Raw genomic sequence first — 24,823 nt, 5'->3', positions numbered from 1 at the left:
GTCGCGAACGCGGGCGCGAGCGTCTCCTTGTGGGAGCAGTCGATCGCCCAGCCGGCGCCGACGTTGCCGCCGTTGCCGTGCGAGGTCCGCAGCGACAGCGGGTGATTGGTCACCAGACCGACGCGGCGGGAGACGATGCGGTGGTACGCGCAGCCGCTGTACCGCTCGAGTAGCGCGAGCTCGTACGGGTCCGCGTCCTCGAACCCGGGCGGGACCTTGCCGAGCTCGACCAGCCGCGCCCACTTCGCGAGCAGCTGCCGGCTGACACCGAAGCCGCCGTCGACGTCGGTCACATGCACGGTGATCAGCTTCACCGTCGACGGGTCGCGCGGGCGCGAGGGCAGCGCGAGCTCGTACGGCCACGCCGTGGTGTCGTGGGCCGGCGGCTCGCGGTGACCGCTGAGCAGCTCGGACTCGTGCTCGGACAGCGCGTCGCGCTGGCGCTCGGGCGCGAGCAGCTTGTCGAGGATCGACCGGAGAAAGATGGGTGCGGTGATCATCGTCGGTTCCTCCGGCGCACGGCCTCGTGGACTTCATCGGGCGCGGCGGCCTCTCCCGCCTCGAGATCGAGCGCGATCGTTCCGTCGCGGTCCCAGTACACGGCGATCTGATCGACCGGGTCGACCGCGCAGTGCTCACCCTCGCCGTCGACCGCCCAGACCCAGCCGGCCGGGAGCTCGGGCACGTCGACGGGCAGTGCCGACAATGCCGCGACCGAGGCCGCGACCATGTCCGCGTCCGCCACCGCGTGCGCGGCCGAGCGGTGGCCCAGGGCCTCCAGGATCTGCCACAGGTGATTGCGCTCGTTCGCAGTCGCAGTCGCGGACGCGGTCATGCGCGCGGCCGCGGCCTCGAGCCGCTCGATCTTCTCCTGCTGCTCGATGAAGAGGTCGTAGATCGATTCTTCGATGACGAACGTCAGGTTCTTTTTCGTGATCTCTTCTGCGGTCATTCGAGATACCCCCATGCCCGCAGCTGTGCGAGCGCTTCGTCGAGTCCGCAGGTCGTCGCGACGGCCCATCCGCGCGCGAGCAGGTCTGCATGCCATCGCTTCTGCGCGTCGCTGACCCGGCCGCGCGGTGCCTTGAGTTCGAGCGCGGCGGCGGGGTGTCGACCGGTCGGGTCGACGATGATCAAGTCGGGGACGCCGGCCTCGAGCCCGAGTGACCACAGCTTCGCGCGGTAGCTCGCGGTCGCTTTGCTGCCGTTGGGCACGTGGAAGAACCGGACGCCGGCCTTTCGTAGCAGGCCGACGAGGTGCATCTGGATCTGCTCCTCGGGCTGGCGCCGACGCGTCGTGCGGACCTTGGTCTTGGTCGTCGTTCGTGGTCGCCTCATTCGTCGGATGGGCATTCGTCGGCCTCCTCGCCGTCATGGTCCGGCCACGCCTTCGCGATCGCGTTGGCGAGCAGGGACACGGGGATGGTCTTGCCCTCGATGCTCAGGCGCAGCAGGCCGTCGATGAGTGCACACTCGATGATCGTGGCACTGCGCGCGGGCGCGGTCGCGGTCGCGATCGTGATCATGCGGCCTCGATTCGTGCTCGCGCGAGCGTGACGTATTCGGGTTCCATCTCGCAGCCGACGAAGCGGAACCCTTCCAGCTTCGCTGCGATCCCGGTCGTGCCCGAGCCCGCGAACGGGTCGAGCACGAGGCCGCCGGGCGGCGTGATCAGCCGAATCAGGTAGCGCATCAGCTCGACCGGCTTCACGGTCGGGTGATGATTGCGCCGCCCGCCGCCGCGGCCCGCACCGGCGCGCGGGCTCTTCAGTCCGTCGCTGCCATCCTCGCGATCGGTCAGCTCGCCGCCGCTGCGGATCGGCAGGTGGTCGAGCCCGGCCTCACGCTCGGAGCGGCTCGCCTTGGGGCAGTAGAAGAATCGCGATGCGCCGCCGGAGTCACCGCGCGGAGCTGCCGATGCGACTCGCCCGCGGCGGCCGGTGATGGTGCCGTCAGTCGCGTCGCTCGGCTCGTCGCCGCGGACGACGCCCTGCTGCCCAGGAACGGCGCCCGTCTGCTCGTCGAGCACCGCGCCCGCGACCTCGTCCAGGATCACGTTCGCGGGCCAGCGGCCGGCGCCTAGCTGCTCGATCCGGCATTTGCCGCCAACGCCGAACAGGCCGGTCTTCGCATAGTCGCTGCCGCGGGTGCCGCCCTCGTCCCCCACCCTGCACCCGTCCACGTTGATCGCCCCGGTGCCGTGGGCCAGGACGTTCGCCGCGACGGTGCCGATCAGGGGCTTGCGCGCGAGCACGATCGGTTCCTGCGCGGGCTTCAGCGCGGTGCCCCAGCCGGACCAGCGCTGGGCGTCGGTCGTAGGTGCGCGTGCCGGAGAACGACAGCACGTGGCCGCCGGGCTTGAGCACTCGGTAGACCTCGCGCCAGACCGTCGGCCCCGGCACGAACGAGTCCCAGATCTTGCCCATGAACCCGCCGCCGCTGTGCTGATAGTCGTCACCCGCGAGCCAGTGCCGCAGCACCTCCAGCATGTCCGGTTCTTTGCTCAGACCGTACGGCGGATCGGTCACGACCGCGTCGATGCACGCATCGGGGAGCCCACGCAGGGACTCGACACAATCACCTTCGAGAATCCACGTGCTCATCGTCCATTCCTCCGCTTCAGTAGTGCGACCAGTTGGTCCGCGTCCGGTCGCTGCAATAGCAGGCCGTCGGGGTCGACCTCGTCGTCGAACAGCCACAGACACCCGTCTGGGCTTGCGATCCACCACCCGTCGTCGTCGTGATCCCATCGCAGTCCATCCGGCAGCGCCCATTCGTCCTCGTCCCCGACCACGGCCTTGGCCTCGGACGCGACCGCGGTCTTGGTCTCGGGCAGCTCGCCGAACAGCGCGGCGTCGGAGACCAGGCGGTGCAGGTCCTCGGCCGATGCCGCGGCCGCGAGCCGCCCCGGTGCGTATCGCAGCCCGAGGATGTGGGCCATGATCCCGGCACACGCACGAATGTGGCCAAGGTGCGAAACACCGGACTCGGGGTCGTCGCGCTCGTCCGCGATACAGAACGCGACCGCGTGCCGCAGCAACGCGTGGCGGTACGTGCCCAGCTCGTCGCGCGGGCACGCAATCCAGTTGTTCGGCCAGTACTTCAGCGCGCCGTGTTCGAGCGCGGCGGCCTCGACCTCCAGACCGGCGAGGGGGATCAGCGCGAGCGGTGCTTTGCCGGGCGCGCGGGGCTTGAGGTTACCGACGGCGACCGGCCGTTCCGCCACCTCAGCGCAGCACGGCTCGGTCTTCAGGCAGCCTCGCACGCAGTGCCCATTCACCGGGCAGTTCGATCGGAAGCGGGACTCAGACATCGGACAGCTCCTTGATCCGCGCGCTGCGGGCATTGCTGTCCATCCCGAGGTCGCGCACGACCACGACCAGGGCCGCGATCCGGGCCCGGAGCTCTCGAGCCTCGGCCCGCCACCGGTCCGCGGTGCTGACCGTGGTCGTGGTCAGGTCGCGGGCGCGCTGCCATCCGGCGAGTGCTTCGAGGCCCAGCGCTGCGATTCGCTGCCGGCTGTCGATGGGTCCGTCCATCGATGCGCGGCGCAGTTCGAGTTCGATCTCGGTGGCACGTTCCGGGGTCATTGTTGGGTCTCCTTGATTCGCTGCAACAACGCGAGGACGCGCGGGCCCAAGACCACGCGCAGCGTTGGGCTGCGGCGGGCGAGCTCGGCGATTCGGTTGTGCAGCTCGACGACGAGGGCGAGCTGTTCGGGGGTCATGTCTATTCGGTCGGTGGCGTTTCGTCGGCGCGCGCGAACTTCCCGTCCTTGCGGCGCGTGTGCTTCCAGGGCTGGTGGTCGGCCCGGGCCTCGAGTACGGAGAGGCGCTCGGCGTGGCTGACCTGGCGGTCCATGAGGGCCGCTACGCGTTCGTGTACGGCGGTCAGGTCCGGCGGCGTGCCGATGCCGTTGACGCGTTCGCCGAGGGCGATCAGGTCGTCACGGTGCGCGGCGACGGCCTCGATCGTGGCGACGCGCTCGAGCAGGGACGACGCGATGTCGTCGAGCTGCGAGGTGCGGCGGTGCTCGATCCACGCGACCGCGGCCGTGCCCACGCCCATGGCGACGGCGAGGACGACCTCCCAGTCGACGTCCGCGATCCCGCGGGTGGTGAGCCACAGCAGTAGGAGGGGCGTGATCACGACAGCCCCCGGAGGATCTGCCGCCAGCGTGCGTCGAGCTCCTCTTCGGCGAGCGCGACCAGGACGTCGAGGGCCTCGGGCCAGGAGCGGACGCGGCCGATGCCGGGCAGCAGGTGGAACACGTTCTCCTCGCCCACGACCAGGCACGTGCACCCGCACTCGTACGCGATGCCGAACTCGACGTGGCGTCCGCCGCGGGCCGCGAACGGTGCCGGGTTGACCTCGACCGGCGGCTCGCTGAATGCGACGAACACGTCGGCCTCGTAGATGTCGTCGACGTCCTCGATCGCGTGCTGCTGCGTGTGCTCGGCGTGCGGGGGCTGGTCGAGCCATCGCGACGTGACCGTGATGCCGAGGGCCTCGAGCTTGTCGCGGTAGACGCGGAGCTCGGCTTGCCGTGGGTAGCGGGCTGAGAGGTAGACTTTCACGTGCGTGCCTTTGCTGCGGCCATCGCCGCCTGAATCTCGCCGATCGACAGGATGTGGCGCTCGCTCTCGCCGTGCTCGCGGTGGAAGATCTCCAGCCGCGTGTCGCGACCCGAGCGGTACCCACTGGCCGCGTGCCATGCATCCTTCGGCGCGAGCGTCCGGTAGGTCTCCACGCGGCAGTCGCCGACCTCGCTGGTCGACTCGTGATGCACGTGACCGACGAACCACTTCGCGTGCCGCGTGCGACCCCACGCTGCGCGCTGGTCCGTCGTCATAATCTCGTGCAGCGTCCGCCCTCGCTTGCCCTTGAGCGAGTCGCCGTGTGTCGCACCGAGCAGGTTCGCGCCGAACTCGAGGTAATGGAACTTGCCGGGGGTCGCGTCGAGGACCACGCGGGGGTTGTTCGCGTAGCGGCCCTGCAGGTACCCGCGCAGCGCGAGCGTGGTCTTGTCGTCGTGATTGCCGCGGAGGCACCAGACGTGCACGCGACGGTGCTGCTGCAGCGCGGCGTCAACGAGCGTCGCCATGATGTCGAACCCGGCAGGGATGACCTTGCCGTAGCGGGTGTCGACATCGACGACGTGCCGGCCGGAGCTCGTGCGGTACTGCGGATCGTCGGCGTGGTAGAAGTCGCCGAGGTCGATCAGCAGCGCGTCGCTGCCGACTGGTGCGCGGCGGAACAGGATCGACGCGACCGCGAGGTACTGGTCGATCGCGGTCTGCAGGTCGAACGATTCGCCGCACTCCTCGGCCCAGCAGTACAGGCCGATGTGCGGGTCGCCCAGCGGGTAGACCGACAGCAGGTCATCACATTCGCGATCGGGCGGGGTGATCGGCGGCAGCGTCTTGAGCCCGCCGCCGTCGGCCAGACCCTCGGAGATCATGCGCGCCGTCTCGTACGGGTCATCGGCCTCGCGGGTGGTCTTCGCCCACGACAGCCGGACGTGGCCGTCGGCGTCGCGCAGGACCGACATGCCCTTGATGCGGAAGCCCGGCGGGACCGAGTCCTCGAGGTGCGGGGTCAGGTTGCGGGCCGCGTCACGGGCAGCGGCGGAGATGCTCTCTCGGTCCTGCTCGGGCTTCGGGTTTTCGACGCGCCCGTGCCCGGGCTGATTGCGTGCGGGCGCGGCGAGTGGCTCGGCCGGTGGCGTGACGATGGGCGGAGCGATGGGGCCGAAGCCTCGTGAGCGTGTCGACATTGAAGGGTCCTTGCGTTGCTGAGCGTGGTCGTGCGATGCGGCGCGCCGTGTTGTGGCGCGTTGACTCGCTGTGGGAATATCCCGGAGAGTGCCGGGTCACGTCGTTGCGTTGTCGTGCGGTGCGGAGCGGCGCGTAGCGTCGCGGAGCGATGCGGTGTGGTGCGTGGCGGCAGAAAAACTACGCAGCCGACTCGGTCGCGTCCTCGGTCACGGACACCACGGCGAATCGCCCGTTGATACCGCCCTTCGCCGGACGGAACCGGCCGACACCGACGCGCGCGCCCGCGGTCGCGAGCGCGTGCTTGACCCGGTCGATCGGAATCGAATCATCGAGGATCTCGAGCTGGAAGGACGCCGTCCAGCCGGGCGCGATCATCGGGAACGTGCGCGGGACTCGGGACGACGACGCGTCGCCCTTCTTGCCCTGCGCGTCGACGAGGAACGTCTGCGGCTGCACGGTGGACGCATCGACGTCGGTGACCACGTCGTCGTAGATCGCGACGCCGCCCTTGAACAGCGTGCCCCACTTGCGGTTGCCGCGGCCCGACACCTTCTCGTCGTCGGCACCGGCGGCGACCTGCACCGCCTGCAAGATTGCCATCGCGGGGATCACCACGCGGCCGTCGGCGTTGGTGTGCATCTTCTCGGCCCAGCGGCGCTTGTCGTGGTCGTTGTGCGATTCGCCGGGTGCGAGCTCGACGGCGAGGTACTTGGACTGCGAGAGCGGCGTGATGCCGCGGATGGTGACGTTGATGGTGCGTGGCATTGTTCGTTCCTCTTTCGGTGCGGTTGCGTTGCATGGCCTCGCGGGGTGGCGTGATGCGTAGAGCCGCGGGGCGTCGGAAATCTCCCGGAGAGTGCCGGGTCACGTCGTTGCGTTGTCGTGCGGTGCGGAGCGGCGCGTAGCGTCGCGGGGCGTAGCGGAGCAGTGCGACGCCGAGAAAACCTAGGACTCCAGCCGCTCCGCCGCCTGCGTGAGCACGGCCCAGAGCGCCTTGAACTGACTGTCCCCCTCGCAGAGCTTCGCGTAGTGCCGCAGCTGCACGGCCAGCATTCGGTCGTACACCGACGCGGCCTTGGCCTCGACGCCGTGCACCGGGCACGCGTCCTTGTAGGCCCAGCAGTACTCGTCTCCGGGGCTGCAGATGCACGTCTTCACAGCGGCACCACCCGCGTATCGCGGACGAGCTCCACACCGGGCACGTTGAACGCGTCCTTGACCGCGCGCGCGTGCGCGTCCAGGGCCTGCTGATTGATCATCCAGAACTGTGCGGGGACCTTCGACGCATCGGTGACCCGCGCCGAGTAGTACGTCACGGTCTTGGACCCGGTCGGCTTCTGGACGGCCGCCTCGACCGCGCGCTGAATCTCGGCATGGCCAGCACCGGTCGCGGCCGCGGCCGCGGCCAAGCGCATCTGCTCGCGTCGGCCCTCCTCGATGCAGCGCTCGACGCCCTTGGTCAGGTGCGTGTAGACCTGATCGCAGACGGCCTTCGGGTCGCGAAACCAGCCGCGGATCTTGTCGACGACCGCGAGCAGCGGCTTGGTGCCGGACTTCTCCTCGTCCTCGAGCGCCTTTCGGTACGCGCGGACCTGCTTCGCGGTCGCGTTGGCCCACTCGACCCGGTCCGGGGTGATCTCGACAGCCAGCAGGCTGGAGAGTTGCGCCGCGCCGGTGGTGGCCGCGTCCGCGGACGCGCGCGCGGGCGCGAGGTCGGTGGTCTCGATCATTGTGCACCTCCGGCAGCCGCCATCGCGGCGACGAGTTCGTCGTGTTGGGTCTTGGTCAGCAGCAGCTGCAGGGGCGTGCGCGCGGGCGTGTACACGGCCACGTTCAGCTTGCCACCCATGCCCTCCTGCCCTTCGATGCGCAGCGCGATGATGTGGCGCAGCGCGAGGGTAACGGGCCCGACCGTGAACGTCATCGTGCACCCCGGCGATCGATGCACTCGATCCACGCGACGCATACCGCCGCCAGCTGGACGAGCTCCTCGCGGCGCTCCGCTTCGCTGCCGGCCTCCAGCGCCTCGAGCAGCTCCTCGACCGCGATGTCCTCCCACGTCAGCAGGCCGGCCGCGTTCATGTTCGTGCATCGGGCCTTCGCGTCGGCCTCGGTGATGTCGCACAACAGCGAACCGGCCTTGCGGTGCACCGACGGGTGATTCTGCCGCCCCCACTTCTGATCCTGCCGGTCGCGCTCCTGCATGATCTCTCCGGCGATCGTGATCTGGCTGATCTGGGTGTTCATACTTTCGCGTACCTCTCGATGATGTGGTCTTCGGTCTGAATCGGAACCTGGGGGCACCAGTTGGCGAATGCGGCGATCATGATCCGTCGCTGCTCGGCGAGGACGGACTGGGCACGCTCAGCCGGCGCGACGGTGACATTCTCGTCGTGGACAAAGAGGCACTGGTACACGCTCGGTCGGAGCGATGGGTCGCGCATGGCCGCGTGACCACCGAACATCGGCGAGGTCGGGTCGTACTGCGCGCGCAGCAGCCAGTAGAGGGCCTCTTTCGCGGCGTCCGACGCCGGCCCCTGAAACTGGGTATTGCACGCATCCGGGAAGAAGCATCGACCGCGGACGCGGTTCGATCGTGGGAGCTTGATCTCGATGAAGCCGCCGCGCTCGAGCGCGGACGTGCGATCGAAGAAGGGTTTCATCTCCCACTGCGCGAGCCACAGGCGGGTGTTCTCGCGTTCCTCGTACGGCGTGACCTCGACACCGTAGGCGGTGCGCGCCCACGTGATGAATCGGAACGATCCCATCCCGCCGGGCTTGCCGAAGTTCCACGCCTTCGCCAGCTTGCGTGCCTCTTTGTGCACCTTGCTGGTCGGGTCGAATAGCTCCGGCGGAATGTGCAACAGCGTCGCGGCGAACTCCGCGTGTGGGTCGCGGCCGCGGGCGATCGCGTCGGCCATCGGTGAGCGACCGAACCAGTCGAGCTGGCATTGCGCGAGGGTGACGAGCTCGGCGCCCTTGAAGTCGCTGACAACGAAGCGCGAGCCCGGCGGGGGGACGAGGCACTCGCGATAGCCGCCCTCCTGCGGGAAGTTCTGCAAGTTGCGCGAGCTCGGCGTCCACGGGTGCGGCCTCGCCTTCGACCCGAACCCACTGGACCCGGTGCGCCCGGTCTCCTTCAGCTCGTCGTACTTCGTGCGGACGATCGGATGCGAGAGCGGACCAACCCATCCCGTGTGCTGCGTGCCGAGGCTGCCGAGCATGCGGTAGCTCGCCAGCGGGTGCGAGTCGGGGATCGACAGGGAGACCAGCGCCTCCTCGTCGAGAGACACCGCGCCCTTGTCGGTCCGCGGCACTCGCTGATTGGTCCGCGCACAGTGCTGCTCGAGCATCGCCGCGGCGGCTGCTTTCGTGCGGACGATCGTCGGCTCCTTGCGCGTGCCGCCGACGCGGGCGAGGCCGTGAGCGAGGCACACGCCAGTGTGGTGTAGGATCTCGCCGCGAAGACGGGAGTCGACGCGCGCGACCTGGTCCTGGTCCGTGTCGATGCCGCGCAGCGACTGCAGGTAGAGCGCGAGATGGCCCCGCGATTGGCGGTACTGGTCATCGAGGAATCCGGCGTAAGCGTGCTGCGCGTGGTAGGTCGCGAGCGTGCCGACGGCGTCGTCCAGTGCGTACCGTCGCGCATCCTCGGGCCACGCGTGCACGGGGTACGGCAGCAGCTCGCCGTAATGCAGGCGCCAGGTGTCCTCGCCCTTCTCGAGCTCGACGCCCGCGCGCCGGCGGGAGACGTCGCGGAGGCTGTAGCCGCCGCGCTGGAAGTGGAAGCCTTCGGCGATGTCGATCAGCTTCTCGCGGACGAGGACGTCGCAGATTCGATCGCCGTCGTACGCCGCCCAGATCTCGGGCAACAGGTCCGGCCATTGCCGCCAGATCACGCTGACGTCGAATGGCGCATTCGCGAACACGGCCCCGGTCGCGAGGACGTAGCGCAGCATCTCGCGCGCGACCGGGTCGTCGACGTGGTACACACCACAGCCCGAGGGCCCCGCAACCGACACGCAGACGAGCCGCGGTACAGGCTGATCGCCGGTGAACGGCGTCGTCTCTGTGTCGATTGCGTGGACCATGCGGGGCTCAGGCGGCGGGCATCACGGGGGGCCAGGGCAGCGTGTCGGGCCAGTTCGCGGGCTTGGGCGGGACCGCGGGCGCGGCCGCGGTCGAGTACGCGGCACCGCCGGGGATGCTGGGCGGGGTCGCGATCATCGACGGCGCACCGCTCGGTGCCGAGAAGCGGTAGTGCGTGAACGACTTGCTCGGGTTGCGCTTCTGCGGCTTCGTGAAGACCGACAGGTCGAACTCGAGGCCCGCGCACACGTTCGCCTCGCCGGTGCACTCGCGGTAGAACGCGTTGGTGAACGGCCCGACGTTGCCCTTCGCGTCGCTGAGCTGCTGCAGCCATCCCTGGGACTCGGGGAGCGCCGGCTTGTTCCACGTGAACAGGGCGTATTCACGTTCGGAGCCGACGGGCACCGTCTCCTGATTCGACGCGAGCACGGTCATCGTCGTGCGCAGCACCTTGCCCTTGTCGGTGTTGTCGAACGACACCTCCTTGATGCGGACGCGGTAGTCGCCGTCGTACTTTCCGCCGTCGTCGACGAAGGACATGCCGTAGCTGGTCGGCGGCGGCGCGGACCGGATGCTGGCGAGCAGCGGGTCACTGCCGCCGGGGTGGAACGACAGCGGTGCGGGTGCGGCAGCGGCCGGCGCCGCGGTGGCACCGAGCGCGGCGATCTGGGCCGGGGACATGCCCGCGGCCACCATCTGGGCGATCTGTTCTGCGGTGAACATTGCTTCTCTTCTTTCTCCTCGTGGGTGGAACTACGCCCAATCAGCGAGCGTCAGCTTGTAGTCGAATCCAGAGGCCAGGGCGTCGGCGCGCGCCTGCGCGAGCACTCGCGTCATCACGTCGCCGTGGTAATCGATCGCGTCGATGTATTCGGCGAGCACCGTGTCCGCGGACTGCCCGGCGCGGTGCACTCGTCCGATCTTCTGCTCCCACCAATCCGCAGTCGCCGGCAGCGACAGCGACAGCGACCGCGCGAATCGGTCCTGGAGGTTCTTCCCCTCGCGGTGGGCGTGCAGCGAGCAGGTGATCGAGCGCCCACCGGGCGCCGTCTCGGGGTTGTTCCCGGCGCCGTAGTACGGGACGCCGAGCTCGTGCATGCGGCGGCCGACGGGGATCGGGTCGACCCACACGATCGCGGGCTGGGCCCCGCGGCGGGTGACGTACTCGGCCGCCTGACGAAGGACGCTATCGTCGATCCAGACCGGGACCGGGTTCGGCACGAAGTGCGGCTCGACGGTGCGCCAGGCCGCGAGCATGCGCCGACCGGCGTCCGCGTCCGGGAGGTCGCCGCGGCCCGCATCGAGGGCGTTGCGCAGCTGCATCGGTGAGTCGATGCCGTCGAGCCGCAACGCAATGACGTCCCGCTCGTAGGCGTACCAATCGCTGCGGGGCTCGGACCACCACGTCGGTGCGATCGGGTCCCAGCGCGAGTAGAAGCCGAGGGCCAGGTCGGCGAGACAGCCGGGCAGCTCGAGCGTCGAAAGGACGACGTCGTCGGGCCGCGTAGAGGTAGCCTCGACCTGGGCGATCAGGTCGAGGATCGGTTTCGGGACATCGGGTCGCCATGGTTGGATTCGAATGGAAGCGTTGCAGTCGGAGCCGCGCGTCGGGACGACGCCGCGGCGGGAGCGGAACCAGTCGTGGTATCCGCCGGGAATCGTCGAGAGCCCGCCGAGCTCGATGCGGCGGAGCGGTCCGAGGTCGCGGTCGAGCGCGGCGGACCAGCGCTCGGCGTCGCTCGTGCGAACCGGCAGCGGTGCTCGGTCACCGAGGCACCACACGGCGATGTGGTGATAGTCGACCAGGGACGAAGACATCAGCGTCCCCGAGAGCGCGACGACGCGGAGCAGCGAGCCGAAATCGGTCTCGAGCGCGCGGCGTGATGCGATGTATCGGGCGAACTTGCGGGTGCGGCTGGAGTCGTTGCGCAGGTGGTGTGCTTCGTCGAGGATCAGCAGGTCGGGCTGGAGCGCGTCGAGCTTGCCGTGGCGATCGTCGCGGCCCATCTCCTCGTACGAAATCAGGTGAGGCAGGCGCACGCGCCAGTCCGCGGAGTAGCGCGCGAAGTCCCGCTGGGTCTTGCCAAATAGCGACGCGGGGATCGCCAGCACCGGGCGCTGTGCGTGCAGCACGGTCGGCAGCAGGAAGGTCGGCAGCGACTTGCCGGCGCCGACCTGCATCGGTGCGAATGCGCCTCGGTACTCCCACGCTTCGCGCAGGACTTCCGCCTGGGCCTGGCGGAGCTCCGGGCCCGGCCGCGTCCGCAATGCTGCTGAGAGCGCAGCGATCAGGTCCGCGGACGCGGCCGGGCGCGCGGGCAGGGCCAGGACTCGGGCGAGCGCTGGATCGTCTGCGGTGCAGGCGATGTCGGGCAGTCGCGCGGCGAGGTCGGCCCGCGTCAGTGGGAGTGCGGCGGCCATCAGTCGTGTGCGCACTCGGTCACGTCGACGCCGGTGCGCGACACGGTGACGATGACGTGATCACCGAAGGCACCTAGGGCGATCTCTGGGTTGCTCTCGAGGAATCCGTGAACCACCAGGACCGCGCGCATCGCCGCGACCGCGGCCGGCATGTCGAAACCCGCGGGCGTCTCGGTTTCATAGGAATCGACGTGCGGCTCGCAGGGCTCGTACCTGTTGGTCGTGTAGTTGTACACGGACTCGTTCAGGTGGACGCCGCCTTCGAGCGTGACTCCGCCGAACGTAAAGGTATCGAGATCGTTCACCGAGAACGTGCAGGGCTCGCCGTCGTTGAAGTACGGCGTGTACTGAGCCCAGCCGAACGACTCGAGCTTCGGGTGCGCCTCGAAGACCTCGTCACACGCCACGCGGAATGCCTCCTGGGCCTCGCGCTGCATCTTCTCCCGGGCCTCGTCCATCATCTGCGACAGGTTGTTGAGCTTCTCGATCGACATCGGTGTTCCACTTTCCGACCCAGCGACGGGTCCGCTTTGCTGGTCCGCCCATCCAGTTCTGGAGGGTCATGTTTCGGAGGTAATCGCTCGGCGCGGGGATCGTGCCGAGGTCTTCGAGGATGTGCTGTTCGGCGACGTCGCGCGGGCTGTAGCTGCGCCCGGCGCTGTTCTTTCTCACCGCGCCAAACACCTGCTCGACCAGGAAACAGCCGAGCGTGTGGTGCAGCAGCGCGCGGTGGCGCATGTCCGCGTGCGTCGACTTCGATTGATCGAGAAAGTCGTGAATGTCCTGGTAGTCCTCAGGCACCCCGCCGAAGCGCTTGGCCGAGTTGCGACAATGGCGAAATGGCTTCATCGAGTCACGCCACCTCTTCGGCGTCGACGTATTCCGCGTCGTTGCGAGCGATGCCCTCGAGCGCGCAGAACACGAAGGACTTGTGCTTGTACGCCTTCGAGATGACCTCGCCACCGCGCTCGAAGCGAACGCAGACGCCCTCGCGTGGGTGCGTCCACGGGGCCTGGCCGTTTGCCAGGAGGGCGGCCACGTGGCGCAGCTCGGCGATGCCGCTCATCCCCTCGTCGCGGCCCATCCGGGGCACCACCGAGACAGCTGCGCCGCGGGCTCGCGCATCGGAGCACCGGGCCGCGATCTCGTCGTACGTCAGCTCGCGAGCGCCCTGCGTGATGCGATAGACGTGCACCACATACTCGCCCGGACGGCAGCCGTAGCTGTACGTAATGGCGTCTCCAAAGCTCGCGCGGAGCTTCTTCTCGAGCTTGGTGTCCCCGATGCTGCCGACGGTGTGCCGCGCCATGATCGGCGCTCCGTCGAGCGTGTACCCGCTGATCTCGTAGTACCAGACCTCGTCGGGTTGCAGCCCCGCGTGCTGGACGATGTCGTCGTGCACGACGCGGCGGTAGCTCTGCCCTTTCTCCCCCGGCGCGCTCGCATCGAGCGTGCAGTTCCGGGTGCCGCTGACGTACTCGAGTCGCGTCTTCGCGGGCAGGCGAAACAATCGGCGCAGCCATCCGCGCGGCTGCTCGACGCGCACCAGTCCCGTGCGGCCGCTGGTGCCGTGGATCTTCTCGGTGGTGATGACCGTCGCGCCTTCAGGAATCGAGTGCAGGTCACGAAGCTGCGGCGTGTCGTAGTGCCGCGGCAGCGCACCGATCAATCGCGCTTTCATCGGACCGGCGGCCGCGATCGCTCGGCGGGTTGCCGGGGTGACGTACTTCTCGCAGAGCTGGTGCCCCTTGACTGCGGCGATCCGTTGCCCCTCGGTGAGCACCGGGACGCTGGTGCGCCCTCCGTCCTTGAGCGACGACAGCCATTTGTCGATCGACGCGATCGGCAGCCACAGCCCGTCGGACACCGCGCCCCGGAGCTTCAGCGCGCGGACGCGTCCGTCCTCGTCGAGGTACCCACCGAGCGGCTCACCAGTCGTGGGGTGCTTCCGATACAGCCCGTTCGCGAGGCAGAAGCTGGGCTCGATGCACCCGCCCTCGGGGAACAGCACACCGAGATCGCCGTCGACAGTATCGACGCCGACGATCACGCTGTAGCCGGCGGCGTCTCCCACGAGCAGCTTGTCCGCGTTCGGGTGCAGCTGGGTCTTGATTCGACAGACGATCGCTTCGTACGACATTGACACTATCCTCCCGATGGTCGATTTCCGGCAATGGTGGGCCAAGCAGGCATCGAACCTGCGCCTCCGCTGTTTCAGAGCGGCGCTCTACCAAACTGAGCTATCGGCCCGTGCCGGTCTGTCCCGGCTGTCTGGCTATCTACACACCGCGGTCAGGTCGACGGCGCGCGCATGTACACGCGGGCCTTCGTGTTGCCGATCGCGACCAGGACACCGGCATCGATCAGACGGTGCAGCGACGCACGGATCTGGGCGAGGCCGAGGCCGAAGGTCTCGGCGAGGTCGTTGCTGGTCAGCTTCGCGTTGCCCTTGAACAGCTTCTTGATCGCGGCGTCGAGGTTGGCGCGGCCTTCGGAGGTGCGGAGATTGTGCTCGGTCGTGGCTTGCATGGTGATTGTTCCTTTCGGGTTCAGCGTTCGGTGAGGGCGAGGATGACGCCGAAGTCACCGGTGACCTGCGCGGCCGCGAGCGCGCCGGCCTCGATGGCCTGATCGATGACGACATCCGCGAGCAGGGCGTAGATGTTGCGGGCCTCGCCGAGCGAATACTCGATGTCGTCCATCGCTCGGTGTGCGTCCGAACTGGCCGGCTTCGGGAGATTCGGATCGACATCACGGAGCGCCATCTTCAGCGACGACACGTCGAGGTGGCGATGGTGGAGCAGCCGCTCGACGTCGGGCACCCAGTGCCGGAGGAAGCTGCGGTCGAAGTGCACCGTCGCCCCCGCGAGGATCGGCCGGGTCTCGACCCACTCGGTCGAGTTGATCTGTCCGGCGAGCACATCAGCCAGGTCGCAGAGGTCGTTGACCGACGTCTCGCACTCGGCCCACAGCCCGTTCTTGGTGTGCATCTCGGTCACGAACGGGTCGACTGCCTCGGGAAAGATGCGCCGGAAGTGCAGCACCATCTGCCCTCGGCGGATCTCGCGGAGCGAACCGTCGGTGATGATCCAAGCGCACTCGAGGATGTCATCGTGACCGGGGTGTAGACCCGTGGTCTCGAGGTCGAGGAAGAGGTACTTTGCGGTCCTCACAGCGGCACCTCGACCATCGTGATCGCGTACTCGAGGTCTTCCTTCGGACGCGTGCCCCTGAGCCAGACCTCGACCAGCCGGCGGCGCTGGTACCGACGCTCGTCCTGCTCCGAGCACTCGATCTCGGAGAAGTCACCGGTGACCTGCGCGGCCGCGAGCGCGCCGGCCTCGACGGCCTGATCGAGGACGACATCCGCGGGCGGCTCGACCTCGACCTTGGGCGCGGCCTTCGGCTTCGTCTGCCGCTTCTTCGGCGCGCGCGTCTCGACGACCGGCGGTGCCTCGGGCAGCACCGACACCACGGTCAAGGGCAGGCCCGCGGCCGCCTGCGCGGCGATCATCGAGCTCAACAGCGCGGCCTGGTCCGCGGGCGCGAGCGTGCCGAGGTGCGCATCGAGCTTCGGATCACCGGTCGTGTGCTTGCCGGCGACGAAGATCGGCTCGGGCGTCGGCGCTGCCGCGGTGGTCGGCGGCGGTGGGACGTTGCCGGCGGCTGCGGCGATCGAGGCCAGGAGGTCTGCGGGTGTCTCGGGCATGGGTCGTGCTCCTCTGATCTGCGTCAGCAGTGTCGCTGCGCTCTCTTCTGGGGTGATGGTGGCGTGGCACTCGCGCTGGTACGGACATCCTCCGTAGCTGTTGCACGCGTCGAGGTTGCGAGGGAGTGATTCGATCGGTGCCGCTCGAGCGCGGACCATCGGGACGACCTCCTCGACGTGCATCTTCGCGAAGCGCTCGCGCGCCTGCTGTCGAGAGATCGAGAACGTGACGGGCTTGGCCTTGGCCTTCGCGTCGCGCTGGTAATAGACCCACTGGCCGACCACCCAGGCCACGTCATAGTGCTCAGCGGAATCGTGGGTGTACGCAATGCCCTGCGGGTCGGTGGTCGAGAGCGTCTCCGCCGTCTTTGCGTACTTGGCGATGTCGCCGGTGGTCTTGTGATCGCCGATGACCAACACGCCACCGCCGTCGGGCGTGTAGCCGTAGCGGAAGTCCTTGCGCATGTCCCAGGCCACAGAGGGGCCTAGTGCTCCATCTTCAAGGCCGAGGGCGCGGGCGAGCGGCGGGCCGCCGAGCACCGGTGTGGCGCGCTCCTCGATGCCGAGGCCGGGCGTCCACGGCGTGGGGATCAGGTGCAGTCCGGTCCAGACCGTCTTCCCTTCGGGTGTGTCGTTCGGCGGCGGGATCCGCTTGATGAGCCAGTCCTCGAGCAGCTTGTGGCACCGCGTGCCGTAGGCCGCGGACGGGTGCTCGGTCTTCTCGCGCACCCGCGAGTAGGCCCACTTGCGCTGGCAGTCGCGCCAGGTCTCGACCTGGCTCGGGCTCGCGGTCGGTTCGCGACCACAACGAACGCAGACCGGGAGCTGCAGCGGCGGCGCGAAGAACCATTGATGGTCACAGCGGGGCATCGTTTATCGTCAGCCGCAATGTCCTTCGCAGACAATCGACGACATCATGTACTCGTCTGTGGTCAGCGGAACCCGGAACCGGTCGCCCGTCTTCAGGGTCTCGACCGGCACACGTTCGTTGAGATCGATCTTCATCCGTCGTTCCTCCTCGATGCCCAGCGGCAGCCGGTCGCCATGCCGAATCGCTCGTTGTACTCGGTGGTCGCCGCGGCGGTGAATGCCAGCGCGCGTTCGTGGTCGCGGAACGCGTATGCGTATTCGCGAGGGACCTCGCGCGAGTACGGCTCGCGCTCGATGTTCAGCAGCCGGCGGACGATCACCGATCACCCCGCGGGTGCGGCGCGCCAGCGGCCTCGATCAGCAGCTCCAGCGCGCGGCGGCGTGCGACCAGTTCGTCGATGTCGAAGTTGTCCAGGTCCTCGCGCTCGAGCTCCTCGTACACCGCCGCGAGCTCAGCGACCGCGTCCTCAATCATGCGGGCGGTCGCGCGGGTCTCCTGCGCGTCCAGGTCCTGTGATTGGTTCACGCGCCGACCTCGGTCAGAATCACGTCCCTGGCCGTGATGATGCGCAGGGCCGGCAGCCCGGGGTCGCACAGATACCCATCACCGCTGATCGCGATCGCCCAGATACCCTCGAGCTTGCCGACGCCCGGGTCGACCCGCAGATAGACGTCGTACGGGTGCGAGCCCGTCACCACGACGTCCCCCGGCTTCGCGTCCCCGATCGTGAGCCCCGCCGCGGCCTTGAACTTCGTCTGCATGCCTGGCCCGTGGCTGCACGTCCGCGGCCATGTCCGCGATCGTCGTGATATCCAACACTTGCCTTGGCCATGGCCACGGTGGCGGGGATGGCCGCGTGCCGAACACTTGGTGAGAAAAGGCACAAACGAACCTAAGTGCTTGAAATCGCTTTGTGCCGCCCGGATCGGCTTCGCAGCGGATCCGGCACAGGGGCGCGGCGAAGCGCGAGCGACATCACTACGCACGTCGCACGGCGCGCATCTTGCACCGCGCATGGGCCGGTGCCCGCACTCTCGATCTGGCCCCTGGGCTCGCGCGCGAACGCGGACGCGGTCGCGCTCACTATGACGTGGCCCGAGCTCGCCGCGTGGATCGGTACACCGGTGCCGACCACGGACAAGCACGCGTCCGGCTACTCGCCACTATCGGCGATCCGCCCGGGCGAGAAGGGTCGCATCGACGCGGGCCCCGCGGGCTTCGTCGCGTTCGAGTACGACGAGGGCGCGAGCGTGGCCGCGCTCGCGGACGTGCTCACGCGGACGGCCGAGCTCGACGCGGTCATCTACACGACCGCGAGCGCCACCCCGGCGTGCCCTCGCTTCCGCTGCGTTCTCCACCCGTCCCGCCCGATCGAGACCGCGGACGAGTACCGGGCCTGCGTGCGCACGTGGGCGGGCCGCGGCGTCGCGCCCGAGTCGTACCAGATGACCCGGCTGTGGTACCGGCCGATCACCAGCGGGCTGATGCCCCCCGTCGTCATCCGTACGACGGGCGCGCGCATCGACGTCGACGACGCGCTACGGCTGCACCCACCACCGCCTCCCCGTCCCCCGCCGATCGCCCGCACCGATGATGAGCTCGCGGCGTGGCCGCTCGAGCTGCGCGTCCAGCAGGCGTGGGACGCCCTGGACGCGCGCCGGCCCGCGGGCGCGTACGCGGCCAGCTGCGTGTGCCACGACCACGGTCTGCCGCTCCACGTCGCTGAGGAGGTCGTCGTCGCGTACGGCCGCCGGTGTGGGTGGACGGACCTGGACGCGGACGCGATCGCGGGCCGGGCCGCGAACGCGTACCAGTACGCGCGCGACCCCTTCGGCTGCGCCCTGACCCCGACCTCGACCTCGCACCCCGACCTCCGCCTCCGAATCGCACGCCTGATGGACCTCGCATGATCAACGACCACAACGACAACGACCAGCACGGCGCCGACGCCCTCACGGCCGGGCGCTACCCGACGAACGACAGCGGCAACGCGTCGCGCTTGATGAAGCTGTTCGGTGGCGACTTCCGCTACGCCGAGGGGCTCGGCTGGCTGCGCTGGAACGGCCAGCGGTGGACGATCGGCGACGGCCCGCACCACGAGGCCGAGCTGTGCGCCACGCTGATCGTCGAGGACGGCAAGCGCATGGGCGGCGAGGTCGGCGAGGCCCTGGTCAAGTGGGGCCGCACCAGCGGTAACGCAGGGCGCATCGCCGCAGCCGTCGAGGTGCTGCGCCACCGGCCCGAGGTCCGCATCGACGCCGACCAGCTCGACGCCGACCCGTGGCTGTTCTGCTGCCGCAACGGGACCATCGACCTGCGCACAGGCACGCTGCGAGAGCACCGGCGCGAGGACATGATCACGCGGCAGTCGCCCGTCGAGTACGACGCTGCGGCGACCTGCCCCCGCTTCCTGCAGTTCCTCGGCGAGTGCCATCCGGGCGCGCCGGACGTGGTCTGGTACCTGCTGCGGTGGCTCGGGTACTCGCTGACCGGCAGCGTCCGCGAGCACGTCTTCGGTCTGTGGTACGGCGCAGGGCGCAACGGCAAGTCCACCCTGCTCGAGCTCGCCCTGCACGTCTGGGGGGACTACGGCTGCGCGATCCAGCCGGACCTGCTCCTCGAGCGCGGGTCCGACCAGCATCCGACCGGGCTCATGGACCTGCGCGGGGCCCGCCTCGTGGTGACCAGCGAGCCGCCGGCGGGGCGGCGATGGAACGAGTCGCTCGTGAAGCAACTCACGGGCGGGGACTCGGTCACCGCGCGTCGGATGCGCCAGGACCCGGTCACGTTCCGGCCCTCGCACACGATGACGATGGCGTGCAATGCCCGCCCGATTGTGCGTGATCAGGGGGCCGCATTCTGGTCCCGCGTGCACCCCCTCGAGTGGGGAGTCAGCTTCCGCGGGCGAGAGGACCGAGAGCTCGACACCAAGCTCAGAATGGAAGCGCCCGGGGTGCTTGCTTTGGCGGTCCAAGGGTGCCTCGCCTGGCAGACCCAAGGGCTGAATCCGCCGGCGGCGGTCGCGGCCGCTCGTGATGATTATCACGCTTCACAGGACGTGATCGGGGTGTTTGTCGCAGAACAACTTACACCTGACCCACTGTCCTTTTTGCCACGGAATCTGCTGTATGGCGCATTTTCTGCGTGGGCGCAGCGCGGCGGGGAATACTGCCCGCCCGCGTCAGTGCTGTATCGCCAGCTCGAGGAGCGCGGATGGCAAACGACGAAACGCGAGGGATCCCGCGGGTTTATGGGGTGGCGATGGGCCGACCAGCCGGTGCTATCCGTCGCTCGATCCGGCCCAGGATAGTCCGGGGCAGGCGGGGCAGGCGATCCGGTATCACCCCTTGAGAGGGGGGTCGTCTCTGAACACACCGGGATCAGCTGCCCCGCCTGCCCCGGGGGAAAGGTGCGACATGTAGGACGTCAAGGTGTGCGTGGTGAGTCCTATCACAACGGCACGTCTTGTTACCGCTGGGGGGCGGTGGCATTGTATCGGTGGTGAGCGCCAACACGACTGCGCCGCTGGAGTGTCCCGATGCTGTACGTCCTATCCGCCCCCGATGGCCGCGTGGCCTTGCTGCACCTCGAAGACCTCGACCGGTGGAGCACCGCGAGGCACCACCCGAGTAATCCGCTACGGCGGAAGCCGCTGGTGCGGGGTGTGCCTGTCGACCAGATCCTAGTCCTCGGCGTGTGCGGGCAGCACGGCGCCGTGTACGAGCTCGAGGCCGCTGAGCGTCTGGTCGAGGGGGAGGACGTCGCCAGCGACCGCCTGGCTGAGCCACCCCGCAGCGACTCGGACGGTGGGTACCGCTGCGACGCCGCGTCGACCTGGTTCTCCCCGCCTTCGGACTGGGACGCCCGCCTGCGCGCCGAGGACGTCGGGCTCTTCCGCGTCCCGCGCCCACTGACCGAGCTGCGGGACCGCGGGAGCTTGCCCCACCCGCGCTGCCCCAGCGACGGCCCAGCCTACGACGAGGCCGCGGCCATGATCCCGACCGTCGACCACAGCGCTCGCCGCCGAGGCTGTGAGGAGGAACTCCACGGCCGTAAGCGCTGGGTCTCGGACTGGGACTGGGTCTCGGCCGTGATCGCGGCCGCGGACGAGGGGCGCCGTGTGCCGGATCGTCGGCGAAGCGATCTAGGCCGGCACAAAGTGATTTCAAGCACTTAGCCCGCACCTACGCTATCAGGGTGCCGATCTCGGCACGCGGGCCAAGGCGTAAGTCCTTGAAATCACACATGGCACGCCGCGTGCATATTCTTCGTGTGGGTCTGAACCCAAGAGGTCGACGTAGGATCGATCGCCCCCGGGTCGCGCCGCCAGGTCATCCACGGCGCTCGACTACGCGCTCGGTCTCGCTCGTGACGCCTGTCACCGCGTAGACCCGCGGGCTGCGCCCGCGCCCGAGCGTGGGCCGACCCGTGTCCTCGGTCTCGACCAAGCGCCTGGCCGCGACCAGACGCCCGATCGCACGCTCGATCGTGTGCGGGGGCATCGTGGGGACGTGAGCGCGCACACCCGTGGATGTGATCTCTCCGGTCACGGCCGCGGCACGCATGATCAACGCCTCGATGTCGACGGCCGCGTCGTCCTCGACGTCGCGCGCTCGCGCTAGGCGGGTCTCGAGCTCGGTGATCTCCGTCTGCAGCGCGGGCAACTGCGCCGCCACGGCCTCGAGATCGGCCAGCGCCTTCCGGGCGATCGTGAGCTGCGCCTCGATCCGGCTGACGTCGACGTTCGGTGTGATTTCGCGCTTGGCCATGCTGACACGGATTGTTGCACTTTCGCGCTGGGGCGCAACGGCTGCACTGGCGCTCAGTGTCCTATCGGACACCGCCTGTGCGGGCGCGCCGCACGTGTCGTACGTGAGCGAGGACACGCGCACGGTCCAGACCTTGGCCGCGGACGACGTCGCGGCTGCGGCCTGCACCGTGTGGGGGCTCGAGTGCAGCTCCACGCTCGACCAGCGGGGCGCCGTGGTCGTGACCCTGGTGTCGGCCCCAGCCACGTTCCAGGTCGCGGACGCGTCCTCGGTCGCGTCCAAGGTCGCGGTCGCGGGCCAGGCCACGCGTCGATTGTGCGGACCCCGATTGTGGGCAGTTGCGCGACCGAATGTGCTCGCCCACGAGCTCGGGCACGTGCTCGGCCTGTCGCACCATCCTGATCCCCGCAACGTGATGCATCGCGTCGCCGGCACCGAAGTGGAGCCCGCGCAGGTGCGTCGCGTGCATTTCCTCGCGCGACTGCTCGCGCTCTGTCCGGGCCACGACCCGATCACGCACTGAGGCTCCCCATGCGCATCGACGACGACCAGATCCTGATCACGAAGCTGAACGCCCTGAAGGCGTCGCTCGGTGCCGCGTTCGCGGGCCTGCAGTTCCACGTCCGCACGCTGACGCTCGACTCGGCGCTGACCGACGCCGACACGGCGCAGACGATCTCGATCGCCGACGACAACGACGGCAACGCGTTCCCGGCGAACGCACGCCCGCTCGCGGCGTACGTCTATCAGCACAGCGCGATCGCTGGTACGGCGATCTCGGCGGTGACCGTGTCGATCGGTGACGCGGGCAACAGCGACGAGCTCTTTGCGGCGACCGACATCTTCGCGACCGCGGCGGGTGACTGGCTCGACTTCCCCGGCGCCTACACCCCGCTGACGCTCGAGGCGACCGCGTACGTCCCCGTCGCGGACTTCGTGTCGACCGGCGGCAACGTGGCGGCGGTGACCGGCACGATCACCTGCGTGCTCGTCTACTGGAAGCTCGCGAATCCCTTCACGGACGGCTTCCCGATCGCCTAGTCCATGGCCGTCCGCTTCGTGATCCCCTCGTCGACGGCGCTATCGTCGACGAGGCCCGACGCCGTTGCGTGGGCCCGTCACCGCATGATCGGTGGCCGGCTCGCGCGCGCGTGGGGTGCGTACACGCTGAGCGGCACGCAGTACTGCTGGACGATCCGTCACGGCAGCGGCTGCGACCCGACCCTCGACGTCGACGCGCTGTTCGGAGCGAGCCTCGCGACCGTGGTGCTCACCCCGGGCACGGACTACACGAGCCAGGAGGTCGCGGACGCGATCGCAGCCCAGCTGCTCGCCGACTTCGGCCACAGCGCGAGCGTCGACTCGGCCACGGTCGACGGCGTCACGCGCTACCGCGTCACGGTGCCGAACGCGAGCAGCGGCATCGTCGGTGGCGCGGCCATCGATGGCGGGCGCTCAGGCACCGCCGGCGCGCAGCAGGGCCGACGAGACGGTGCGGGCATCGTCGACGGCACCGCGTGGGTGCACACTGAGGTTCGCGCACGCAACCGAGACGGATCCGAAGTCGCCGACGGTACGCGAGCGCGGATCACCGGCGTGAAGTACTACGGCATCGGCGGCTTTCGGGGCCGCTGCGCTGTCGGCCTCGGTGGCGCCTATGCGGACCCGCCCGGCACGATCACCGACATCGTCGACGCGGGTCGATCGGCGACGGGCAGCGCGAACGGATACGAGCCGATCGTCCTCCCGCTCCCGACCGCGATCCCGTGCGCCATCGGCGACGACGCGTGGATCGGCGTCTGCGATGACGGCTCGAGCGGCGACCTCGGCTACCTGTTCCACGGCAACGGCGGCCGCTTCGGCGATCTCGTCGACGGCGACAACCTGCTGATCGAGGGCTCGCGCAACGACCCGACGGCGTCGTTCCCCTCGAGCGCATCGCCGACCATCACGGGCAGCTTCGGCGTGACCTCGCTGGTGGGCCTGATCGTCGAGTGCGACGTCGAGGGCGGCACCGGTGACGGCTTCCCAGGCGACGGCTCGATCTACGCCGAATGGGGCTGCCAGCGCGACGCCGCCGGCGAGACCCCGACCAGCGACGTTCCCGACGCCGCGGGCAACGGTGGCGAGACTTTCCATTACCGCCAGCTGACGCCCGAGCTCGAGCGCGTGGCCTACCACGGAGCCGGCTACGCGATGGGCGTCGTCGATGCGGCCGAGGACGCGACGATCGGCGTCTACAGCTGGCCCGACACGAGCAACCCGCCGAGTTCGGCCCCCACGCTGCTCGCCGACACGGGCCTCGCAGGCTTCGACACCGCGACCCCGAACGCGTACACCGAGACGACCTTCGCCACGCCCGTGCCGATCGGCAGCGACGTGGTGGCCGACCCGTACGTGTCCTTCGGCTTCGGCTTCGGGCGCATCGCAGGCGGCATCCCGACCACGTGCGAGATCCTGTTTGACTTGAACTCGGGCATCGACGGCCCCGACGGCGAGCGTCTGTACGACCAGGGCGCGAGCCCGGACCTACTGCCCAGCGACTGGGTGGTCGGTGGCCTGCGATCGTTGGTCGAGTTCGTCTCGCTGCCCACCTCGACGATGCCCTACGACGGCAGCTCGCAGGCGTGGCCCGACCCGTACGACCTCGACGGTACCGACCTGCTGCCCGCCAACCTCGGTCGCGGGTACGCGATCATTCGAGAGCAGTCGACTACGGCCGACGTGATCACGGTGACCGATGTCGCTGACGCATCCTCGGGCTCGGTCGCGCTGCTGAGCACGTGCTTGATGGCCGATTGATACCATGCAGTACAGCGTCAACGACATTCAGCAGGAATCGGTCAGCAACATCACCACGGTCACCACGATCGTGGCCGCACCGGGTGCCGGCTATCGCATCGTGGTGCTCGGCTATCTGCTGACCCTCGATGCGGCGGGCGAATACTCGTGGTCGAGCGCGAGCACGGCATTGATGGGTACGCAGGAGGTCACTGCAGATACCCCGGTCGGTGCATTCGCTAGCACGGGCGTTCTGCATTGCGCAGAGAACGAAACGCTGCGCCTGACCGCGACCACGGCGGCCAACGGGTTCGTTCGGTACGTGATCGCGCGCGCTTGATGCCGCTGCGCATCATGCGCCGTGCCAACATGCGATATCGCACACCCCTCCGGGGTAGCGAATAAC

At 68.9% G+C, this 24,823-nt stretch carries 36 protein-coding genes and 1 tRNA gene; 7 read left to right on the top strand and 30 right to left on the bottom strand.

Going from position 1 to position 24,823, the window contains the following annotated elements; translation table 11 throughout:
• The 29 genes from IPH07_24320 to IPH07_24180 all read right to left on the bottom strand — a co-directional run.
• Nucleotides 1-500: hypothetical protein (locus IPH07_24320; GenBank protein MBK6920548.1), on the bottom strand; the 500-nt coding region annotated here is incomplete at its 3' end.
• The gene (locus tag IPH07_24315) at nt 497-952 is read right to left on the bottom strand and encodes a hypothetical protein (protein ID MBK6920547.1); all 456 of its coding nucleotides are present in this window, start codon (nt 950-952) and stop codon (nt 497-499) included. The genes IPH07_24315 and IPH07_24320, both read right to left, overlap by 4 nt.
• Nucleotides 949-1,338 (bottom strand): VRR-NUC domain-containing protein, encoded by a 390-nt coding sequence (locus IPH07_24310; GenBank protein MBK6920546.1) that lies wholly within the window; start codon nt 1,336-1,338, stop codon nt 949-951. Before IPH07_24310 ends, IPH07_24315 begins: the two co-directional genes overlap by 4 nt.
• The gene (locus IPH07_24305) at nt 1,335-1,526 is read right to left on the bottom strand and encodes a hypothetical protein (GenBank protein ID MBK6920545.1); all 192 of its coding nucleotides are present in this window, start codon (nt 1,524-1,526) and stop codon (nt 1,335-1,337) included. The genes IPH07_24310 and IPH07_24305 overlap by 4 nt, the downstream gene beginning before the upstream one ends.
• Nucleotides 1,523-1,693: a site-specific DNA-methyltransferase gene (locus tag IPH07_24300; GenBank protein ID MBK6920544.1), complete on the bottom strand. Its 171-nt coding sequence runs from the start codon at nt 1,691-1,693 to the stop codon at nt 1,523-1,525. The genes IPH07_24305 and IPH07_24300 overlap by 4 nt, the downstream gene beginning before the upstream one ends.
• A 906-nt stretch (nt 1,694-2,599) precedes the next feature.
• Entirely contained in the window at nt 2,600-3,346 is a 747-nt protein-coding gene (locus IPH07_24295; protein MBK6920543.1) for a hypothetical protein, read from the bottom strand.
• A complete protein-coding gene (locus tag IPH07_24290) occupies nt 3,306-3,590 on the bottom strand; it encodes a hypothetical protein (protein ID MBK6920542.1) in 285 nt (94 codons plus the stop codon). Before IPH07_24290 ends, IPH07_24295 begins: the two co-directional genes overlap by 41 nt.
• Entirely contained in the window at nt 3,587-3,727 is a 141-nt protein-coding gene (locus IPH07_24285; protein ID MBK6920541.1) for a hypothetical protein, read from the bottom strand. The genes IPH07_24290 and IPH07_24285 overlap by 4 nt, the downstream gene beginning before the upstream one ends.
• 2 nt (nt 3,728-3,729) lie before the next feature.
• On the bottom strand, nt 3,730-4,149 hold the full coding sequence (locus IPH07_24280; GenBank protein MBK6920540.1) for a hypothetical protein: 420 nt from the start codon (nt 4,147-4,149) through the stop codon (nt 3,730-3,732).
• Nucleotides 4,146-4,577, bottom strand: a complete 432-nt coding sequence (locus IPH07_24275; GenBank protein MBK6920539.1) for a hypothetical protein — start codon at nt 4,575-4,577, stop codon at nt 4,146-4,148. The genes IPH07_24280 and IPH07_24275 overlap by 4 nt, the downstream gene beginning before the upstream one ends.
• Nucleotides 4,574-5,776 carry a metallophosphoesterase gene (locus IPH07_24270; protein ID MBK6920538.1) on the bottom strand — a complete coding sequence of 401 codons (1,203 nt, stop codon included), beginning with the start codon at nt 5,774-5,776 and terminating at the stop codon, nt 4,574-4,576. The genes IPH07_24275 and IPH07_24270 overlap by 4 nt, the downstream gene beginning before the upstream one ends.
• 178 nt (nt 5,777-5,954) lie before the next feature.
• Nucleotides 5,955-6,542, bottom strand: coding sequence for a hypothetical protein (locus IPH07_24265; protein ID MBK6920537.1), 588 nt, complete (start codon nt 6,540-6,542; stop codon nt 5,955-5,957).
• Nucleotides 6,543-6,722: 180 nt separating this feature from the next.
• Nucleotides 6,723-6,935: a hypothetical protein gene (locus IPH07_24260; GenBank protein MBK6920536.1), complete on the bottom strand. Its 213-nt coding sequence runs from the start codon at nt 6,933-6,935 to the stop codon at nt 6,723-6,725.
• Nucleotides 6,932-7,507, bottom strand: coding sequence for a hypothetical protein (locus IPH07_24255; GenBank protein ID MBK6920535.1), 576 nt, complete (start codon nt 7,505-7,507; stop codon nt 6,932-6,934). Before IPH07_24255 ends, IPH07_24260 begins: the two co-directional genes overlap by 4 nt.
• Entirely contained in the window at nt 7,504-7,701 is a 198-nt protein-coding gene (locus IPH07_24250; protein MBK6920534.1) for a hypothetical protein, read from the bottom strand. The genes IPH07_24255 and IPH07_24250 overlap by 4 nt, the downstream gene beginning before the upstream one ends.
• Nucleotides 7,698-8,024, bottom strand: coding sequence for a hypothetical protein (locus tag IPH07_24245; GenBank protein MBK6920533.1), 327 nt, complete (start codon nt 8,022-8,024; stop codon nt 7,698-7,700). Before IPH07_24245 ends, IPH07_24250 begins: the two co-directional genes overlap by 4 nt.
• Nucleotides 8,021-9,868, bottom strand: coding sequence for a hypothetical protein (locus IPH07_24240; protein MBK6920532.1), 1,848 nt, complete (start codon nt 9,866-9,868; stop codon nt 8,021-8,023). Before IPH07_24240 ends, IPH07_24245 begins: the two co-directional genes overlap by 4 nt.
• Before the next feature lie 7 nt (nt 9,869-9,875).
• The gene (locus tag IPH07_24235; protein MBK6920531.1) at nt 9,876-10,589 is read right to left on the bottom strand and encodes a hypothetical protein; all 714 of its coding nucleotides are present in this window, start codon (nt 10,587-10,589) and stop codon (nt 9,876-9,878) included.
• Nucleotides 10,590-10,619: 30 nt separating this feature from the next.
• Nucleotides 10,620-12,287, bottom strand: coding sequence for a hypothetical protein (locus tag IPH07_24230; GenBank protein MBK6920530.1), 1,668 nt, complete (start codon nt 12,285-12,287; stop codon nt 10,620-10,622).
• Nucleotides 12,287-12,781: a hypothetical protein gene (locus tag IPH07_24225; GenBank protein MBK6920529.1), complete on the bottom strand. Its 495-nt coding sequence runs from the start codon at nt 12,779-12,781 to the stop codon at nt 12,287-12,289. The genes IPH07_24230 and IPH07_24225 overlap by 1 nt, the downstream gene beginning before the upstream one ends.
• Nucleotides 12,684-13,136 (bottom strand): hypothetical protein, encoded by a 453-nt coding sequence (locus IPH07_24220; GenBank protein ID MBK6920528.1) that lies wholly within the window; start codon nt 13,134-13,136, stop codon nt 12,684-12,686. Before IPH07_24220 ends, IPH07_24225 begins: the two co-directional genes overlap by 98 nt.
• Nucleotides 13,137-13,140: 4 nt before the next feature.
• Nucleotides 13,141-14,472 carry a hypothetical protein gene (locus tag IPH07_24215; protein MBK6920527.1) on the bottom strand — a complete coding sequence of 444 codons (1,332 nt, stop codon included), beginning with the start codon at nt 14,470-14,472 and terminating at the stop codon, nt 13,141-13,143.
• Nucleotides 14,462-14,537, bottom strand: a tRNA-Phe gene (locus IPH07_24210). The genes IPH07_24215 and IPH07_24210 overlap by 11 nt, the downstream gene beginning before the upstream one ends.
• A 42-nt stretch (nt 14,538-14,579) precedes the next feature.
• A complete protein-coding gene (locus tag IPH07_24205; protein MBK6920526.1) occupies nt 14,580-14,816 on the bottom strand; it encodes a hypothetical protein in 237 nt (78 codons plus the stop codon).
• Between the two features lie 20 nt (nt 14,817-14,836).
• The gene (gene orn, locus IPH07_24200; GenBank protein MBK6920525.1) at nt 14,837-15,460 is read right to left on the bottom strand and encodes an oligoribonuclease; all 624 of its coding nucleotides are present in this window, start codon (nt 15,458-15,460) and stop codon (nt 14,837-14,839) included.
• Complete coding sequence (locus IPH07_24195) at nt 15,457-16,866, bottom strand: PD-(D/E)XK nuclease family protein (GenBank protein MBK6920524.1); 1,410 nt, start codon at nt 16,864-16,866, stop codon at nt 15,457-15,459. Before IPH07_24195 ends, orn begins: the two co-directional genes overlap by 4 nt.
• Nucleotides 16,867-16,997: 131 nt before the next feature.
• On the bottom strand, nt 16,998-17,186 hold the full coding sequence (locus IPH07_24190; protein ID MBK6920523.1) for a hypothetical protein: 189 nt from the start codon (nt 17,184-17,186) through the stop codon (nt 16,998-17,000).
• Nucleotides 17,183-17,392 (bottom strand): hypothetical protein, encoded by a 210-nt coding sequence (locus IPH07_24185; GenBank protein ID MBK6920522.1) that lies wholly within the window; start codon nt 17,390-17,392, stop codon nt 17,183-17,185. The genes IPH07_24190 and IPH07_24185 overlap by 4 nt, the downstream gene beginning before the upstream one ends.
• Nucleotides 17,389-17,628 carry a hypothetical protein gene (locus IPH07_24180; protein MBK6920521.1) on the bottom strand — a complete coding sequence of 80 codons (240 nt, stop codon included), beginning with the start codon at nt 17,626-17,628 and terminating at the stop codon, nt 17,389-17,391. The genes IPH07_24185 and IPH07_24180 overlap by 4 nt, the downstream gene beginning before the upstream one ends.
• A 261-nt stretch (nt 17,629-17,889) precedes the next feature.
• Between IPH07_24180 and IPH07_24175 the strand changes: the two genes are divergently transcribed.
• The 3 genes from IPH07_24175 (at nt 17,890) to IPH07_24165 (ending at nt 21,044) form a co-directional block, all read left to right on the top strand.
• Nucleotides 17,890-18,777: a hypothetical protein gene (locus IPH07_24175; GenBank protein ID MBK6920520.1), complete on the top strand. Its 888-nt coding sequence runs from the start codon at nt 17,890-17,892 to the stop codon at nt 18,775-18,777.
• Entirely contained in the window at nt 18,774-20,177 is a 1,404-nt protein-coding gene (locus IPH07_24170) for a hypothetical protein (protein ID MBK6920519.1), read from the top strand. Before IPH07_24175 ends, IPH07_24170 begins: the two co-directional genes overlap by 4 nt.
• 228 nt (nt 20,178-20,405) lie before the next feature.
• A complete protein-coding gene (locus IPH07_24165) occupies nt 20,406-21,044 on the top strand; it encodes a hypothetical protein (protein MBK6920518.1) in 639 nt (212 codons plus the stop codon).
• A 154-nt stretch (nt 21,045-21,198) separates the two neighbouring features.
• Here the strand turns inward: IPH07_24165 and IPH07_24160 are convergent, their stop codons facing one another.
• The gene (locus IPH07_24160) at nt 21,199-21,753 is read right to left on the bottom strand and encodes a hypothetical protein (protein ID MBK6920517.1); all 555 of its coding nucleotides are present in this window, start codon (nt 21,751-21,753) and stop codon (nt 21,199-21,201) included.
• Here IPH07_24160 and IPH07_24155 point away from each other — a divergent pair.
• The 4 genes from IPH07_24155 to IPH07_24140 are packed head-to-tail and all read left to right on the top strand — an operon-like array spanning nt 21,740 to nt 24,757.
• Nucleotides 21,740-22,159: a matrixin family metalloprotease gene (locus IPH07_24155; protein ID MBK6920516.1), complete on the top strand. Its 420-nt coding sequence runs from the start codon at nt 21,740-21,742 to the stop codon at nt 22,157-22,159. The genes IPH07_24160 and IPH07_24155 overlap by 14 nt on opposite strands.
• An 8-nt stretch (nt 22,160-22,167) precedes the next feature.
• Complete coding sequence (locus IPH07_24150) at nt 22,168-22,677, top strand: hypothetical protein (protein MBK6920515.1); 510 nt, start codon at nt 22,168-22,170, stop codon at nt 22,675-22,677.
• Nucleotides 22,678-22,680: 3 nt separating this feature from the next.
• Complete coding sequence (locus IPH07_24145) at nt 22,681-24,438, top strand: hypothetical protein (GenBank protein ID MBK6920514.1); 1,758 nt, start codon at nt 22,681-22,683, stop codon at nt 24,436-24,438.
• A gap of 4 nt (nt 24,439-24,442) precedes the next feature.
• Complete coding sequence (locus IPH07_24140; protein MBK6920513.1) at nt 24,443-24,757, top strand: hypothetical protein; 315 nt, start codon at nt 24,443-24,445, stop codon at nt 24,755-24,757.
• The last annotated feature ends 66 nt before the right edge of the window (nt 24,758-24,823 follow it).

This window comes from Deltaproteobacteria bacterium (assembly GCA_016709225.1).
GTDB lineage: Bacteria > Myxococcota_A > Polyangia > Nannocystales > Nannocystaceae > Xiheibacterium > Xiheibacterium phototrophicum.
This window is presented reverse-complemented; position numbering and strand designations above follow the sequence as displayed.